Genomic DNA, 16624 nt, shown 5'->3' with positions numbered 1-16624 from the left:
TAACCCTCTGTATCGCCAGTCTTCACCATTACTCATCCCGCTTCTCCTCCCCAACCACCCCCATCATCTGCGGCTGGGCCTGCTGCCCGAACCTGAACACTTCATCCACCTGCAATCCCTTGGGCAGTTGATGGGTGATGAAGATCATGGAAACTTTGCCCTTAAGCTGGTTAACCGTAGCGGCGAAGTGTTCGGCGGTCTGCTGGTCCAGATTGGAGGTGGCTTCATCAAAAATGAGGATGCGGGGGCGCTTAAGCAGTGCCCGGGCGATGGCGATCCGTTGCCGCTGACCGCCGGAGAGGCCGACCCCTTGTTCGCCGATCTCGGTTTGGTAGCCCTGGGGCAGTCCTTCGATCACATCATGGATCTCGGCCTGCCGGCAGGCGGTGACGATATCCTGGAAGGTGGCGTGGGGATTGGCGTGGTTCAGGTTCTCGTAGATGGTGCCGGAGAAGAGGACCGTTTCCTGGGGGACGACACCGAAGATGGAGCGGAGTTCGTTGGCGGCCATGTGGCGGATATCCCGACCGTCGATCCTGATCTGGCCGTCGCTGGGGAAATAGAAGCCCTGCAGCAGTTTGGCCAGCGTGCTCTTGCCGCAACCGGACGGTCCCATGAGGAGGCTCAAGTGGCCTGCCCTGAAGGTGAGATTCAGATTGCGGTAGAGAAAGGGGTGCTGCTCGGAATAGCGGAAACTCAGATCTTTCAGCTCCATCACGCCTCCCTGGGAGGAGGAACTGCGGGTAGGAACCAGGGAATAGGGCTCCAGCGGCATATCCATGATGTCGCCCAGCCGCTTGACTGCGATGTCGGCTTGCTGGAACTCCTGCCATAACCCTACCAGCCGCAGCATCGGCTGGCTCATCCGATTGGCGAACATCTGGAAGGCCACCAGTCTGCCGATGGTGAAGCCGTCGTTGCGCATGACCAGCAGGGCGCCGACCACCAGAATGGCGAGGGTCATCAACTGCTCCATGGCATTGGCAATGGTATTGTAGGTGTTGGAGAGTTGACGGGTGGAAAAACCGGCTGCCAGATAGGAGGCAAGGTAATCGCCGTAGCGTTTTTCCAGCACCGGTTCCATCTGCAGTGACTTGACGGTGGACATGCCTGAGACGTATTCGGTGACGAAGGCCTGGTTTCGTGCCCCGAGCATGAACTGCTTATTGAGTTTGTCACGAAAGACCGGCGTGACCAGCAAGCTGATCAAGGCGATCAGGGAGAGCATACCCAGGGCGATCAGGGAGAGCTGCCAACTGTACCAGAACATGACCCCCAGAAAGATCAGCAGAAAGGGGAAATCGAGCACCAGAGAGGCAGCCGCGCCGCTGACGAACTGGCGGATGCTCTCAACCCCTTGCATGCGGGCTACCAGTACGCCCGTTGGCCGGTGCTCGAAGTAGGTGAGGGGCAGCCGGAGCAGGTGGCTGAAAACCTGGGTACCCAGCACCGCATCGATCCGGTTGCCTGTATGCAACACCAGGTATTGGCGCAACCAAGTCATGACGGAGCTGAAGACAATGAACATCAGCATACCGACACCGATGACTACCAGCGTGCTCTGGGTTTGGTGCACAACTACCTTGTCAATAACCACCTGGGTGAAAAGCGGCGTGGCCAGACCGATCAACTGGATGATCAGGGAGGCGATGAGCACGTCGCGCCAGATCAGCTTGTGCTTGAGCAGTTCGGGGATGAACCAGCGAAAGCCGAACCGGCGGGTAACCTGCTGGCCGTCCAGTCCGTCCGTACCGACGCTGCCCGTTGTCTGTTCGCCACTGGAGACCAGCAGCAGCTGAGGGGACAACTGCGCCTGGGCCTCTGTCAGTGAAAGAGTCTCCGGTGTCTGGGCGCGTGGCCGGAAGAACAGAATGCTGTCTTCATTAACTTTAACGATCAGTATCGGGGTGAGGTTAGGTTCGCTGGTGCTTCCGGAGGTTTCCGATTGTCGAGGCTGGGTGTCAGTAACCGGCAGCGGCAGAAAACCCGCCACCGGCAGTGGCAGTTTGTTAAGTTCAGATCCGCTTGCGGGAAGGGAGCGGTCACCGGTTTTAAAACCGAAGGCATGGAGGGCATTATGGATGGAGGTGAATGAGCAGGGGGGAGGAAACTGGCGTTCGACCAGCAGGGGATCGAATGGGATCCGGTGCAGTTGGCAGAGACTGCCAAGCAGCCACAGCAGGTCGGGCCCGGTAAGATTGCCAGGTGGTACGTGCCTGTGTCGGATTTTTCTGAATGGGGCGACTCTCATGCTAAGTTGGCTCGTTTTATTAAATTGGTGATTATATTCAAGAAATCAACTATCTAAGAATCTTAAAAAAATCAATATTAAAATAAGTGTAAAAAATTTTTACACTGTAAAAAATTTTTACAGTGCCATAGTAAAATCCAATGGTTAACAAGAATAATCCAAGTCAAATTTTTGAATATTACTAAAAAATAATTTAGTTGAAAGTTGAACTCCTATGCTTGCCCTAATCAGCCTTTGGGCAACAGACCCTCAGTCTATTGACAACCTTGTTGTGCTGGGGTAAGTTTCAAAAGCGTTAGGAGTTAGAATTGAATAATCCAGTGATTACAGGGGAGAAAAGAGATGACAATCATCAGCAGAAAGCTTTGCGCAGGATTTTTACTGGCTTTGGTCTGCTCGCCGGCCGCTTTTGCCGCTACCGCAGCCGTAAAGCCCGAGGTCGCCTTCAAACAGGCCTATCCTCAGGTAAAGGTGGACAGCTTTGAATCAACGGACATCAATGGTCTGTATCAGGTGGTTACCGGCCAGAATGTGCTCTATTACCTGCCGGAGAAGGATTACGTAATACTCGGGGAGATATTCACCAAGGAAGGCAAAAGCCTGACGGCGGAGAAAAAAGGGCAAATGGCAGCCAAGCTGGTGCAGAGCCTGCCGTTGGACAAGGCAGTGAAAATCGGCGAGGGAAAGAATGTTATCGTCGAGTTTACCGATCCTGACTGTCCATACTGTCGGAAAGCTTCAGAGTACCTCATGAAGAAGACGAATGTCACCCGCTACGTGTTCTTTACTCCACTGGCCCATCCTGCAGCCATCGCCAAGATCCAGTACATCCTCAATGCCGAAAACAAGGTGAAAGCCTATGACGAGATGATGCTGGGCCAGGAGATTCCTGCCAATGCCCCGGCGGTGAGCGACAAGGTCAAGGCGCTGGCCCAGGAACACATCGAACTGGCCAAAAAAATGGGGGTCCAGGGGACGCCGACCTTCTTTGTCAATGGCCAGCAGGTGGTTGGCGCCGATACAAACAAGATCGATCAATTACTGAAGAAATAATCTTACTCAATCCGTATCGAGCCGAACTTGCCGTCATACCCCGGCTCGATACGGATTGTTCCTTCCCGCACTCCCACGATGGCGTCGGCGATCTCCACGGATGAGGCGCCGGCGATCTCTTCATATCTTTTCTCCAGCAATATGGCCAGTTCGTTCCCCAGCTTTTCCAGCATGGTAAAATAAATCCGTTCAACCCGTTTGCTGCCGGCGCCGATTTTCAGCGTTTCGGCGATTAATTCCTGCAGCGGAATTACCGAATGAAAAGGCGGCGTCCCCGGCGGCTTGAACCCTTGCGGCCGGTCTGCCAGCTCTTCCACCCGGTGCAAAACCCCCACGGTAATCTTTTTGCCGCAGGCGGGGCAGCGAAAGCCGTGGGCAATGGTTTCCCGGGGCGTCAGGCGTATGCCGCAGCTGCGGTGTCCGTCGCTGTGGTATTTGCCTTTCTCCGGCAGGTATTCCACCGTTCCGCAAAGTCCTTTACCTGTTTTAATCGCTGCCATGATGCTGCCGTAGCTCAGGTCGGTATCAAAGATGGTCGCTTCCCTTCCCAGTTTGGCGGGCGAATGGGCGTCGGAATTGGAGATGAGGCGCATCCCGTCCAGGGACGAGAGGCGCCAGTTCATGGCCGGATCGGAAGAGAGCCCCGTCTCCACGGCGTAGATATATGGAGTAAGCTCTTCGAAGCACTCTTCAACGGAACTGAAGGCGGAAGCAGCGCCAAGCACTGAAAAATGTGGCGTCCAGACATGGGCCGGCACCAACATCGCCTCCGGTGAAACTTCCAGCACCATTTCCAGCAGCTTCTTTGCGTCAAGCTTGAGGATGGGGCGGCCATCTGAGGTGATGGAACCTATTTTTGCCAGCCGCTCCGTCAGTTTTACTGCCGAGGTGAAATCGGGGACAAAGACGAGGGCATGGACTTTTCTCGTTTTACCGGCTTTTTGGTAGATGCAGCTTATCTCTCCGGAGAGGAGGAACCTGACCTGGGCGCGGCAGGAAGAGGGGACCTTGACCGGGATCAGCTCCTTTCTCAAGGCAAACAGTCGGCCTTCGTCCTCTTCCAGTTTTTCCTGCAGTTCTTTCAACCAAAGGGGATGGGTGAAATCGCCGCTGCCAATCACGAAAATCCCCTTCAGCTGACCCCACCGACAGAGGTTTTCCGGGTTCAGATCTCGGCTGCAGGCGATGGAATGGGGGGAGTGGATATGGAGATCGGCAAAGAAACGCACGCTTTGTCACCTTTTCAATTCAATAATTGCCATAACCGGACCGACCTTTATACTTATACCAGATTTCCTCCAGTTGCCCTGCAACTAAGAAAGACCTTCATATGGACTGGCATTTACTCTCAATTGAAGAAGCATTCGCCAAGTTTGGCTCCTCCAAGAGCGGCATCAGCCTTGAGGAGGCTCGTAAGCGACTGGAACAATACGGGCGGAACCAGCTCAGGGAAAAACGGGCCAGGTCTCCCTTTGTCATGTTCGTTGCCCAGTTCGGCGACTTCATGATCCTGGTGCTTATAGCTGCGGCTGTCATCGCCGGGATAATCGGCGATGCCGGGGATATGGCGCCGATCATTGCCATTGTCCTGCTCAATGCAATCATAGGTTTTATGCAGGAATACCGTGCTGAACGGGCCATTGCCGCCCTGAAGAAGATGGCGGGCTTTACCGCTGAAGTCATCCGGGGGGGAGAGCCGCAGACGATGGCGGTGGAAGAGATCGTGCCGGGGGATGTGGTGCTTCTGAGAGCCGGTGACGTTGTCCCTGCCGATCTGCGGATTACTGAGGCCGCCCAGCTTAAACTGGATGAAGCTTCGCTTACGGGAGAGTCCTTTCCCGCCGAAAAAAAATCAAGCACCCTTGATGAAGCCTCCCTACCCTTGGGCGAAAGAGTCAATATGGCCTATAGGGGGACCATCGTCTCAGCGGGCAGGGGCGTTGGACTGGCTGTTGCCACCGCCATGGAGACGGAACTTGGCAAAATAGCGTCGATGATCCAGGCGGAAGGGGATACCAGGACGCCGCTGCAAAGGAAGCTGGCGGCTTTCGGTCGCCGTCTGGCCCTTTTGGTGCTCTTCATCTGCGGCGTCATTTTCGCCATGGGCTATTTGCGGGGGGAATCCCCCTTGCTCATGTTCATGACCGCCATTTCCCTGGCGGTGGCGGTCATCCCCGAAGCGTTACCGGCAGTGGTGACCATCTCGCTGGCATTGGGCGCCAAAAAGATGGTCAGGCAGAAAGCGCTTATCCGGCGGCTGTCGGCAGTGGAGACCCTTGGTGCCGTTACCCATATCTGCACCGATAAAACAGGCACCCTGACCCGCAATCGAATGACTGTAACCCGGCTTTTTGCGGATGGACGGACTATTCCGGCGGCCACGTCTGCACGGGATGCCGGGGTTGCCGGCAATTCCTCCCTCTTCCACCTTATGGCTGCAGCGGCCTTGTGCAACGATGCCAGGACTAACGGCGACAACGGGCTGAGTGGTGATCCAACGGAGACTGCTCTCTATGTCATGGCTGCTGAAAATGGCTTCGATCCGGTAAAACTGGCGGCCCAGTTTCCGCGTCTGGCTGAACTCCCCTTCGATGCCGATCGGAAGTGCATGACCACCATCCATGAAGGCTCGGAAGGGGTCGTGTCGTACACCAAGGGGGGATTGGAGGCAATTCTCGCCAGGAGTTCGTCCATGCTTTCCGGTTCGACCATTGTCTCCCTTGACTTTGGTGCTGTTCACCCGGCAAATGAGGCTATGGCAGCTTCCGGTCAGCGGGTACTGGCCGTGGCCATGCGGCGATGGGCATCCCTGCCTGAGGATATTTCGTCAGAGGCGATAGAAAAGGATATGACCTTTCTCGCACTGGTGGGAATGGAGGACCCGCCCCGGGAGGAGGCTTTCGATGCAGTAGCCCAATGCAAGACGGCCGGGATAATTCCGGTAATGATAACCGGCGATCATCCGGCGACGGCGGCGGCCATCGCCAGAAGGTTGTCGATCCTCGATGGGGAAGGGGAGGTGATGACCGGCCCCCAGCTTGAGGCGCTGCCGCTCCATGAACTGGAGAAACGGGTGGAGGACATCCGTGTTTATGCCCGGGTGGCACCGGAACAGAAGCTGAAAATCGTCCAGGCGCTAAAAGATCGTGGGAAATATGTAGCCATGACCGGGGACGGGGTCAACGATGCCCCTGCCCTGAAAAGGGCCGATATCGGCGTCGCCATGGGGATTACCGGTACCGACGTTGCCAAGGAGGCAGCAGCCATGATCCTCCTGGACGACAACTTTGCCACTATCGTAAGAGCGGTCAGGGAAGGAAGGCGCATCTATGCCAACATTCTCAAGTTCATAATCTATTCCATCTCATCCAATTGCGGCACCCTGGTGCTGATTGCCTTTGCCCCATTTTTGGGGTTGCCTTTGCCGCTCTTTCCCATTCAGATTTTATGGCTTAATCTGCTTTGCGACAGTTTTCCCGGTCTGGCTCTGGCCGTGGAGCCGGTAGAAAAGGATGCCATGGATCGGCCCCCCATCGATCCAGCCTCAGGGGTCTTTGCCGAAGGTCGAGGGTGGTTCATGGCCCGTTATGGCATTTTTATCGGCGGTCTCGCCCTGGGTCTGCAGGTTTATGCCATGAAGGCTGGGCATTCCTGGCAGACCATGGTCTTCACCTTTCTCATCCTCAGCAGAATGGCCATGGCCCTTTCTGCACGGTCCCGGCAGTTGTCGCTTCTGCAACTGGGCATTTTCAGCAACAGTCAGCTGATCGGCGCCATACTCCTCGTTGTCATTCTGCATGCCTGTGTCGTCTGGATTCCTGCCACGAACCCCGTTTTTGCCACAGAGCCCCTGGACCTGAGGGAAATGGGGATGGTGCTGGCCTTGTCTGTGGCGGTTTTGTTGGTGTCGGAGCTGGAAAAGGCTGTGCTGAGGAGAAAACGCCTGCCGTGACTTCGTCCGTTCGTTCGGTCGCCATAGCTGCGGACCTTGCACTGCCTTTTGGTGTCGTTGCCTGAACCAAGATTGCCGCACAGTGGACTTCATTTGCTATCGGCGGGTGTCCGCTCGCCGCTATGGCTCTGTCACTCACTCCCGAAGCCACGGCAGCCGTGGAGGGGGCCTGCCGCGACTTCGTCCGATCGCTTGGTCGCCCCAGCTGCGGACCTTGCACCGTCTCTTGACCTCATGCCAGAGTTTCCATTTGCCGCGGAGGATACTTCGTTTATGCATTGGCGGGTGTCCGCTCGCCGCTGTGGCTCTGTCACTCACTCCCGAAGCCACGGCAGGCTTACGGCGGAGGGCTTACAGCAGGGCGTCGATGGCATCAAAATCAACATCCTGCTCGGCATTGGTCTTGATCCAGTTGAGCTTCTCTTCGTCTTCGGCGGTGATTTTGGCAACATCTGCCGACAGGGTGGTGAAGACCTTGGCGGTGGTTTTATCGACGCGGATATAGGGGATGTTGCTGTCGTCCAGGATCTGTTGGCTGATCTTGGATACGGGCACATGGCCCGCTATGACCAGACCGGCGATCTTGGACTTGTAGGCGGGGATGTGATAGAGGGAGGCAAGGGTGACGATCAATTCGTCCCTGGAACTGGTCAGGATCATCAGGGTCGAGTCCAGCAGACCGTCGATAACCCGCTGTGAAGAGGCGGCACCCAGCTGGATATGATTGATGATGCGGGTTTTTTCATCTGGATTCCCGTTGAGGGGGAGGTTGAGCAGCTTGCCGATATGCCCCAAAGTGGGGTTGGCCAGGACCGGAGAAAAGTTGAAGCCGCCGATTACCTGAATGTGGTTGGGTGCAAGGGCCTTCTGCAGGTAGCCGAGGACATGCTCCCTTTTCTTGCTCAACAGCTTGTTGACCAGAATTGCCCGCACATCGGCCTTTTCCCGCTCGTAAAGGGCCAGGTTCAGGTGTACGGCATCCACCACCTTGCCGATACCGCTTTCGGTGACGATGACTACCGGCGCCTCTACCATATTTGCCACCCGGGCATTGCTCAGGCCGATGACCGAACCGACGCCGCCGTGTCCGGCCCCTTCGATGATGAGAAAGTCGTATTTTGAATCAAGCTCTTCCACCGCATCTATTATGCAGTCCTCCAGGGACAGGTCGTTCAGCCTGCCGCTGAGATAGTCCTTGGTAAAATCCTTATGCAATGCCACCGGGGACATGAGGGCGATATCCTCCTCAAGGCCGAAGGCTCTGGCCATTAGCACCGCATCCATATCGACGATGAAATCTTCGTAAAGCTCGATCTTTGGGCCGATAGGCTTGATGAAGCCGACCTTTTTGTACTTCTTGCGCGCCAGGTGCATGAGAGAAACGCTCATGGTGGTCTTGCCGCAGTTCTGACCGGTGGCGCCGATGAAAATCCTTTTAGCCATAACGTTTCTCCTTTTTACTCAGGCAGGACAACCGGATGCACATTCAGGCTGCGGGCACAGCCTTGCATACCAGCGGTCGAAGATGGTGATTTTTCCTTCACCGAATTTCTCCAGTGAAGCGCGAACTTCTTCCCTGGATTTCATCACCGTCACCGAATCGGGAATCTTGGAATAGAAGAGGTCGGCAAAGCAGATGATCTCCTCTTCCAGGGAGAGGGGCACCATGTCCCTGGCCGGCAGGGGCAGTTTCTGGCGCCGGATGTCCTCCGCGGTGAGTCCGACCCCGATATGTCGCTCGCATACCATGGCATGGCGGGGCAAGCCCTCTGTTTCAAGGATCTCTCTGCCGGTGATGCCATGACATATATAGGGCTGGCTGCCGAAACAGAACATCTTCGGCGCGTGGACCCGCGACACGCCTATATCATGCAGCAGTGCCGCTTCTTCAATAAATTTCAGGTCAATCGGTATGCCAAGTCCTCCGGCAACCTCCAGGGCCTTATCGGCGACCAGTCGGCTGTGTTTCAGCACAATCTCCAGAGCCGCTTCATTGGAAAAATATTTTTTTAGCAGTGCTGCCGCATCCATATGTTTACCCCGCAACATTTTGAAGCTATTATATTGAGGCGTGCCTGCCTGTCAATTGTATACAAGCAGGCGCAATAATAATTATTGATTTAAAACGGAGTTGTCGGGTGACAATGGAGATAAAGGAAACTGATATAAAAGTGGAGTTTTACCGGGCTTCGGGACCTGGGGGGCAGCACCGCAATACCACTGATTCCGCCGTGCGTATCCGCCACCTGCCCACGGGCATCGTGGTGCAGGCAGCCGAGAATCGCTCCCAGTGGCAAAATCGTGAGCTGGCCATGTCTCGTCTGCAGCAGGCGCTTATCAAGCGGGAGCGAAAAACAAAAAAAAGAATCGCCACCAAAACGCCTAAAAAGGCCAAAGAGCGACGGCTCTCCGAGAAAAAAATTGTGTCACGGAGAAAAAAGGAACGTGTTGTTCGCGATGATTAAGGAGGAAGTGTCCTGATGGATTTGATGGAAGGGATCTATTCGCGCCGCAGCGTGCGCAGCTACACCCATGAAGAACCAACCAGGGATCAAGTGCTGGAAATAGTCAAAGCCGGCTCCTGGGCGCCCTCAGGGCTCAACAACCAGCCGTGGCGGTTTGTTATCGTCAGGAGTGCGGAAATAAGGCAGCAGCTGGCAGCCCTGACCCGTTACCGGCACATTATCGGCGGTGCACCGGTGGCCATTGCCGTTTTTTGCGATCGCACGGTCATGTATAACGATGTCAAGGACCACCAGGCCATGGGCGCCTGCCTGCAGAACATGCTTCTTGCCGCCCACGGGCTCGGGCTGGGGGCGGTCTGGCTGGGGGAAATCCTCAAAAGTGCCGCCGAGGTGGGGCGCCTGCTCCAGGTTTCTTCGGAAATGGAGCTGATGGCGGTATTAGCCATCGGTTATCCTGCAGACACTGGTCAGCGTTCCATCCGCAAGGACGCGGAAGAGCTGGTCCTCGCGGAGTTCTGATATAAGGTAAGGCGGGAAGGGGGAGTGGTTTTTGTCAAATGCTCACAACTACCTTTCCGTGAACGTTTTGCAGCATGCATGGTCCTTATGGATAGTAACCTGAATATCGGGGGCGGAACATTCCAGCGATTGATTGAACTTGCAGCTGTCCACCTTGCAGGCGCCTACGCCGCCGGTAATTTCCGACACACCCGCTTTCTGTGATGAATTGGTAAAGGTATCGCAAGTGGGGTGAGAATCCCCCACCGTTATTGCCATGGCATGACAGATTTTCTCATTGTTGTAGGCGCAGTCGGTAACGTCACAGACTTTAATCTTCGGCATTGTCTGAGCCATATTTTTCCTCCTTGTGCACCCCTTCCCACTAAAAAGTCTGGCATAGTTCCCGGCGATGTCAAACCGGTCCTGCATCTTCATTAGGCTTATAGAGCCAGGGAATTACTACCACTCCCTTGACTTACTTTATTTTAATCATGGATGTCCCCCTCAGGATTCTTCATCTTATTCCAGCCCGGCGGCGATTCTGCGACCTATTATATCCCTGCAATCACAGCTCCTGTACTGAATGCTGTAAACCAACCTTTTCCCGGAATTCTCTTCGTGGCCGCTATAGATAGATCCAGTCGTAGCCGATCAGGCAGACGATGATGGATAGTGATTTATATAAAAATGTTTTATTAATCTGTTGACAAAATTTTATATACAAAATATTAATTATCCAAAGTTAGGGGTTTGATCTGAACTAGCGAGGGAATATGAAAACGATAAACAGCTTCCTTGGCTCTGTAAACATGCCTTTTTTCCAGCTTCTCATTCTGCTGGTCAGCCTTCTCAGTCCAATGCTCATTTACGCAGCGGACTTCAATATCGAGGAGGACCTGCAAGGAATCTCGGAAAAAAGCCGGGCCGTCATCAAAAAGATGCGGGAAACCGGCAGGTATACGGCTACCGAGACAGCGTTACTGAAACAACTGCTGCAGCAGATCAAGGCCGTAGACCTGATTCTGTCGGAACGGTTCCGACTGGCAGAGGAACGGACAAAATCGGTATCTGCAACTGCAGTGGAGCGGCATAACGCCATGAACGAGCGCTACCGCGCAGCGCTAGGGGAAATCATCTCCATATTTGAGCAAATACCGGCAGGCGAGGCGATCAGCGACTCAGCTGCGGCCAGGCTTGAACTGCTTCTCGATACCTCGCTTCCCAAGAAAAAGACACAGATTCTCGGGACCCTTCCGTACAAAGTTATCAATTATCCTGCGGTGGAGCCGACGGATGCCCCCTCGCTACTGCCGGCCTACCGGAATGGTGCAGCTACTGCGGTCGGTGCCGCTGATCTGAAGGGTTCCCCTGAGGCGCCGATTTCCAGGGAAATTGCGGCTCTGGCACAATCGTTGGACTGGAACCCGGTCGGCATCTATGAGTGGGTAAAGAACAACGTGGAAACCGAGTGGTACTGGGGTAGCATGAAGGGCGCAGAGGAGACCATGCGCCAGAAAAGTGGCAATGACTGTGATCAGGCGGCACTACTTGTTTCCCTGCTGAGGGCTTCCGGTTATCCGGCTCGGTACGTCAAAGGTGTGATAGAGTTTTTTCCCGGCATGGAGCGGGTGAAGAATTTGACCGGAATCGACGACCCATTGGAGATCGCGAATTTTTTCAGGCATGCGGGGATTCCATACAGGCCGCTCATATCAGGCTCGAAAATAGACAATTTTCAGATAGAGCACGTCTGGGTAGAAACTCAGGTTCCCTATCTGAATTACCGCGGCACCATGAAGGATGGCGCCGGCCGGACCTGGATCGCCCTGGACACGAGTATCAAAGGTGGCGACTATCAGTGGAACGCGCCAAGGGATCTCATGCCCGAGATCTCCCTTGCCGATACTCGTGATCTTTATTTATCCGCGCCGTCGCAGCAGACCCCTGTCGAATTTCTCCAAACAAAAATCGAAGACTTTTTGACTACCAATCATCCGGAACTGGTCTATGCCAATTTACTGCGAGTCCGGACCCACGCACCGGAACTGCTCAAAATCCTCCCAGCCAGTTTGCAATTTCGAGAAATCAAAGTGACACAGGAGCTTTCGAGCATTCCGGATGAGCTGCTCCACAAGGTGAAAGTGACCGCCGCGGACCGGGATGGCAAGCAACTTTTCGAAACCACTATCGATACCTTCAAAGTTTCCAACCGCAGCCTGGTTTTAAGCTATGAGCCGGAGAACGTCGAAGACCAGCAGATAATAAGCTCCTACGGCGGCCTCGACAACACTCCGAGTTATCTGGTGAGGTTGCGTCCGGTGTTGAAGCTGGATGGGGAGCGGATGGTGGTGGCGACCGACGGACTACCCATGGGAAGCGATTACACCGTGACTGTTTCCCTGGTCGGCCCACGTGGAACCGAGACTGTCAGCGGCAATCACATCGTAGGAAACCTGTCGGTGCTCTCTGTTGTTGCACAGAAAACCATCACTCTGCCGGAAGTCAAACCGGAGGATGTGGACGCTGAACGAATTCTGCTTGAGGAGGCGGAAAACTACGCCCGTCGCTGGTATGAAGCTGAGGAGCAACTCTCTTCACTGTTGCACCTCTCGATGGCACGCCCCATACCGTCGGTGGCCATTTTGGGTGGCGTGATCGATGTCTCATACATCCTCGATACCCCCCATGGCTTCGCCTGGAAGGGGGTATACCTGGATGCAGCCCTGCGGCGGATCTATCCTGGAGCGGCAAAAGGCGCCGGCGACTCTGCTGCGGCAAAACGGAAGGATTTCATGCTCTTTTCCGCACTGCAGGGGTCGGTGCTGGAGCACAGGCTGTTCGAGGATGATTTTCAGGTCGGGGCAATATCGACGGCGCGGCTTTTCCAAGAACTGGGGGGCCAGGTGCTGACCATTGACTCCACCAATATCGATACGGTACTTCCGACGCTTTCATATGACGACGCAATTAAAGCCGATATAACCCAGAGCGTGGCCCAAAATTATCTGGTAAGAATACCCGCAGCTGCTACCTCCTTTCAGGATTGGACAGGTACCGGATACATCAAAGAGAATCCTGCGACCGGCGAGGCCGGCTACATGTTAAGCGGTATGATAGCCGGCGGGATGACTGCGTGGGGCATCGACCGGTGGCCCGCCTATTATGCGAGCATGCTGACCACCCCTTTTACAGAGCCCCCCAATCCCGATCAAAACGCAGCGTTGTTTATCCAGAAGATGACAGGAGATTTGCAGTTTGTGAAGGTCGGGGAGAGACTGCCCAAGTGGCTGCAGGTAAGGGTTACCGATAAACAGGGAAGAGCGGTGCAAAATGCCCCCGTAACCTTCACTGTGCGTGCAGGAGGGGGCCATCTGGCTTATAATTCAGGATCCTACACCACCTATACCAACCGCGCCGGGATTGCCTCAGTCAGCCCGACTGTGGGAGAGAAGACCGGGGCGAACCCGACCTACTGGTGGGAGGACGGCTATACCTACGCGCAGCAGATCGGCGAAAACATAATCGACGCCACCCTGGCATCAGGAATTCCCACTGCCAAGCCGTTTACCGCCTATGCCTTTCCCAAAACCCCTCACCACCTGAAAAAGACCTTGGGGGACGACATAACCAGGCCGATCCTGTCCCACACCGGCTCATTGTCGGTGATGGTTGAAGATATGTACGACAACCCCATATCCAACAGTGTGGTGAAGTTTGCCTTGCAGGCCGCCAGATCAAACCTTTCGACCTGCACTCTCCCCAACCAGGATAGCAGGCAAGGGTACCTGATTAAGACGGGGGATACCTGTACAGCCAATCTTCCGGTATGGGGACAATGTGGAACTCCAACCATGACTCTACAGGATATCAGCAGCAAGCAAGGGGCGTCGGTCGACATGATTTTGGGTGGGGTCCCTGATGCCACATACAGTGTCATTGTTACTTCCGGAAATTTGACAGAGACATTCACCCAGTCCACTGAGCCTTACGGCAATTGTGGAGGAGATCAGCCGCCAGCCAACATGTTGTACGTCACCTATTCGAAACCTGTAGATAGCGCCGGAAACAACATATATGCCGGTAAGGCAGGTACTGCCGTCCCCCTGAAGGCGAGAGTTTTCTATTTGCGCGAAGGGGAAAAGGAGATTCTGGAAACCCTTAATTGCAGCGGTCCGAGGACCTGCACGAAAATCGTCGGCAACAGGCAGTATCGGATAGACACCAATTTCAAATCGGCAACGGTGACTTTCGGCGGACAACCGGGAGTCAACCTGGGGGGAGGGCTTTACCGGGGGCTATATACCCTGGCTCCGGGGCTCAACAATGTAGCCGTTTCGGCGACGGCCACCGTCTCAGGGAGAAAGACTTATTCCATTTGCCAATTGTGCAATGTCATTCAGACCGTCGATTTTACAGCAACCACCGGCATAAACATCCCGGTATACGGTGTCAAAATCGTGTCGAAAACGCCAACCCGGGCTTTCCTGGATATTAAGGGGTATTCGTACAACGACGTGAAGGCTGCCTATTCCATTGAACCTGCCGACTATAAGGCTGGGTCGGCCTACGTGGTGATTACCAAAAATGGTGAGACCATAGCGTCAATCCCCACGGAAGTGAGCGGGAACGGCTTCGCGACTTTATCTAAAGGCTTCTGGTATGACACCAACAGCAGCTATGATGCAACAGTGGTGTTGAATTACGGATGGGGGGACATAGAACTTCGCGGCGACAAGAAACCAGTTGTTTTAAGCAGCGTGAACACCGTCAAAGCTTACGATGCCAATAACCCTTGTAACCAGGCGCCGGGTAAATTGATGGACAGCCTGGTGATTGGCGTCGATCCGTCCAATAAAGCGCGAGTGGCTATGCACGTGGAGCTCGATCCTCCTGGTGCGGCTCCAGAACTTGTCTGGGGTTTCAGTGCGTTTCCAAATAGTGCCTTCCCCGAATCGGGAAGCTTCACGTCCGGCGATCCGTTCAGCGACATTTCCGCGCTCGTGACACGGGATTATAAGCTATCTGTCGGTGTCGACATCAATGGCAACGGCGTCTTTGATTCCGGTGACAATATTGTACGCACCTTTACTGTTACGGTGATCTCGAAAGCTGACTTTGAACTGAGCAGGCAATGGCTCAAGTGTATCGCCAGGCCTGACGCGGCGTGTGCTGCTCTGGTAATGACCATGCCCTTGGAGATGCAGGGTCTTTATTTCCTGCTTAGCGCCACCGGCGTACTGGAAAAACCGATGGGTTCCTCCTTCCTGATGCAGTTTATCGGTGAGGGGGCTGATGCGCCGATCCAGCCATTACGGCCGATAGGTACAGCCCCGTTAGCGGCTGGACAGCTTGACCTTAATTCAGGGGCTTACCTGAGGGCGGACTGCTCGGCGGACATTCCGGAATTAGTCTATGACAAAAACATAGCAAGAGGCCCGGAGATGATGGCCAAGATTGCCAATGCTCCTAGTGTCAGAGGGTTGATAGATTCGACTTTGCGTAACGAGAAGGCGAAAATGGTTGCCTGGTTTAACGCTAATCCGGGCCAGCTTTATCCGACTTTTGCTAACGCAGTTTCCTTAGACTTCAGGGAACGTATTGCCGGCAAGTTTATTCTGAACGATCTTGGCTTGGCCTACGGGACGGCAACAGTTGAACTTACCACTATTAATGCCAATCTTGAAGATCAATCTGGACATTTATGTATCAACGGTGTGCATGTCGTCGGAACGGTAACCGACGTCTACGATTGGAAATGGTTTCAGAATGATCTGTTCGGAAAAAGGGCCGCTGTACTCCAGGTTGGCTTTGGCTCAAACGCCGTCCTGGGAAGTGCGGGGCAGGTATTCCAGAGCAGGGCCAAGTTGAATGAGGACCTGGATATAACTTTTTGTTTGAACTGAGGAAAAGGTGTTTTTTATCAAGCAGTGGATAATGGTGTTAATTGTCGGCCTGACCTTACTGGCTGGTTGTGATGAGGAGGGATGGTCTCCGGCTGACCATGAAGTGTTGACAAAATTCCAAATGGGGTATTCCGGCGGTGTTGGCGCTCACAAAGGTAATGGATACAGTTTCGATTTATGCCTAATGTCATTTGCCGACCCGCTATCTAATGTAAACATTAAGGTTTCATTGCCGCCAGAATTGAAGTTAGTCGACGGGGATCTACGTTGGAAAGGCAACATGCCTACCTACGCGAAGCAGTGTCTTACCCTGCATGTCCGTTCCACCACCGAATGGAAGGACTGGTCCACACCGATTAATATGCATTCTGAGTTTTTGTACAAGGGGAACAACGTTGTGGGGAATTATAACGTGTCCTACGATGACACTCAGAAAAACCGCAATGAAGCAGTCTGGACAATGAACGGAAAACAGATCAGAAACGACTGAACAAGATGT

Annotated in this window: 10 protein-coding genes and 1 pseudogene; 6 read left to right on the top strand and 5 right to left on the bottom strand. The window is 54.3% G+C overall.

Annotated elements, in window-relative coordinates; all coding sequences use genetic code 11:
- Nucleotides 1–28: 28 nt before the first annotated feature.
- A complete protein-coding gene (locus tag GEOB_RS16500) occupies nucleotides 29–2251 on the bottom strand; it encodes a peptidase domain-containing ABC transporter (RefSeq protein ID WP_012648393.1) in 2223 nt (740 codons plus the stop codon).
- Nucleotides 2252–2593: 342 nt separating this feature from the next.
- Between GEOB_RS16500 and GEOB_RS16495 the strand changes: the two genes are divergently transcribed.
- Nucleotides 2594–3304, top strand: a complete 711-nt coding sequence (locus tag GEOB_RS16495; protein WP_012648392.1) for a DsbC family protein — start codon at nucleotides 2594–2596, stop codon at nucleotides 3302–3304.
- A 2-nt stretch (nucleotides 3305–3306) separates the two neighbouring features.
- Here GEOB_RS16495 and GEOB_RS16490 read toward each other — a convergent pair whose 3' ends face one another.
- The gene (locus GEOB_RS16490; protein ID WP_012648391.1) at nucleotides 3307–4533 is read right to left on the bottom strand and encodes an endonuclease Q family protein; all 1227 of its coding nucleotides are present in this window, start codon (nucleotides 4531–4533) and stop codon (nucleotides 3307–3309) included.
- 101 nt (nucleotides 4534–4634) lie between these two features.
- On the opposite strand from GEOB_RS16490, the gene GEOB_RS16485 reads away from it, so the two are divergent.
- Nucleotides 4635–7256 (top strand): cation-translocating P-type ATPase, encoded by a 2622-nt coding sequence (locus tag GEOB_RS16485; RefSeq protein WP_012648390.1) that lies wholly within the window; start codon nucleotides 4635–4637, stop codon nucleotides 7254–7256.
- A gap of 351 nt (nucleotides 7257–7607) precedes the next feature.
- On the opposite strand, the gene GEOB_RS16480 is transcribed toward GEOB_RS16485, so the two are convergent.
- Together GEOB_RS16480 and GEOB_RS16475 are read right to left on the bottom strand one after the other, a co-directional pair.
- The gene (locus GEOB_RS16480; protein ID WP_012648389.1) at nucleotides 7608–8699 is read right to left on the bottom strand and encodes an AAA family ATPase; all 1092 of its coding nucleotides are present in this window, start codon (nucleotides 8697–8699) and stop codon (nucleotides 7608–7610) included.
- A gap of 18 nt (nucleotides 8700–8717) precedes the next feature.
- On the bottom strand, nucleotides 8718–9287 hold the full coding sequence (locus tag GEOB_RS16475; RefSeq protein ID WP_012648388.1) for an HD domain-containing protein: 570 nt from the start codon (nucleotides 9285–9287) through the stop codon (nucleotides 8718–8720).
- 107 nt (nucleotides 9288–9394) lie between these two features.
- On the opposite strand from GEOB_RS16475, the pseudogene GEOB_RS16470 reads away from it, so the two are divergent.
- Nucleotides 9395–9721: pseudogene (locus GEOB_RS16470) on the top strand (peptide chain release factor-like protein); the annotation flags it as partial.
- Between the two features lie 15 nt (nucleotides 9722–9736).
- On the top strand, nucleotides 9737–10240 hold the full coding sequence (locus GEOB_RS16465) for a nitroreductase family protein (protein ID WP_012648386.1): 504 nt from the start codon (nucleotides 9737–9739) through the stop codon (nucleotides 10238–10240).
- Between the two features lie 48 nt (nucleotides 10241–10288).
- On the opposite strand, the gene GEOB_RS16460 is transcribed toward GEOB_RS16465, so the two are convergent.
- On the bottom strand, nucleotides 10289–10576 hold the full coding sequence (locus tag GEOB_RS16460) for a DUF1540 domain-containing protein (RefSeq protein WP_012648385.1): 288 nt from the start codon (nucleotides 10574–10576) through the stop codon (nucleotides 10289–10291).
- Between the two features lie 419 nt (nucleotides 10577–10995).
- Between GEOB_RS16460 and GEOB_RS16455 the strand changes: the two genes are divergently transcribed.
- Both GEOB_RS16455 and GEOB_RS16450 read left to right on the top strand, forming a co-directional pair.
- Nucleotides 10996–16125, top strand: coding sequence for a transglutaminase domain-containing protein (locus GEOB_RS16455; protein WP_012648384.1), 5130 nt, complete (start codon nucleotides 10996–10998; stop codon nucleotides 16123–16125).
- A gap of 7 nt (nucleotides 16126–16132) precedes the next feature.
- Nucleotides 16133–16615, top strand: a complete 483-nt coding sequence (locus GEOB_RS16450) for a hypothetical protein (RefSeq protein ID WP_012648383.1) — start codon at nucleotides 16133–16135, stop codon at nucleotides 16613–16615.
- The last annotated feature ends 9 nt before the right edge of the window (nucleotides 16616–16624 follow it).

The organism is Geotalea daltonii FRC-32 (assembly GCF_000022265.1).
Lineage (GTDB): Bacteria > Desulfobacterota > Desulfuromonadia > Geobacterales > Geobacteraceae > Geotalea > Geotalea daltonii.
Note: the sequence above shows the minus strand (reverse complement) of the source record. Positions and strands in the feature narration are given on the sequence as shown.

What these genes read in the sequence shown, in the direction of transcription:
- GEOB_RS16475 (WP_012648388.1), bottom strand. Translation starts at nt 9,287, where the DNA reads ATGGATGCGGCAGCACTGCTAAAAAAATATTTTTCCAATGAAGCGGCT.
- GEOB_RS16465 (WP_012648386.1), top strand. Translation starts at nt 9,737, where the DNA reads ATGGATTTGATGGAAGGGATCTATTCGCGCCGCAGCGTGCGCAGCTAC.
- GEOB_RS16455 (WP_012648384.1), top strand. Translation starts at nt 10,996, where the DNA reads ATGAAAACGATAAACAGCTTCCTTGGCTCTGTAAACATGCCTTTTTTC.
- GEOB_RS16480 (WP_012648389.1), bottom strand. Translation starts at nt 8,699, where the DNA reads ATGGCTAAAAGGATTTTCATCGGCGCCACCGGTCAGAACTGCGGCAAG.
- GEOB_RS16500 (WP_012648393.1), bottom strand. Translation starts at nt 2,251, where the DNA reads ATGAGAGTCGCCCCATTCAGAAAAATCCGACACAGGCACGTACCACCT.
- GEOB_RS16485 (WP_012648390.1), top strand. Translation starts at nt 4,635, where the DNA reads ATGGACTGGCATTTACTCTCAATTGAAGAAGCATTCGCCAAGTTTGGC.
- GEOB_RS16460 (WP_012648385.1), bottom strand. Translation starts at nt 10,576, where the DNA reads ATGGCTCAGACAATGCCGAAGATTAAAGTCTGTGACGTTACCGACTGC.
- GEOB_RS16495 (WP_012648392.1), top strand. Translation starts at nt 2,594, where the DNA reads ATGACAATCATCAGCAGAAAGCTTTGCGCAGGATTTTTACTGGCTTTG.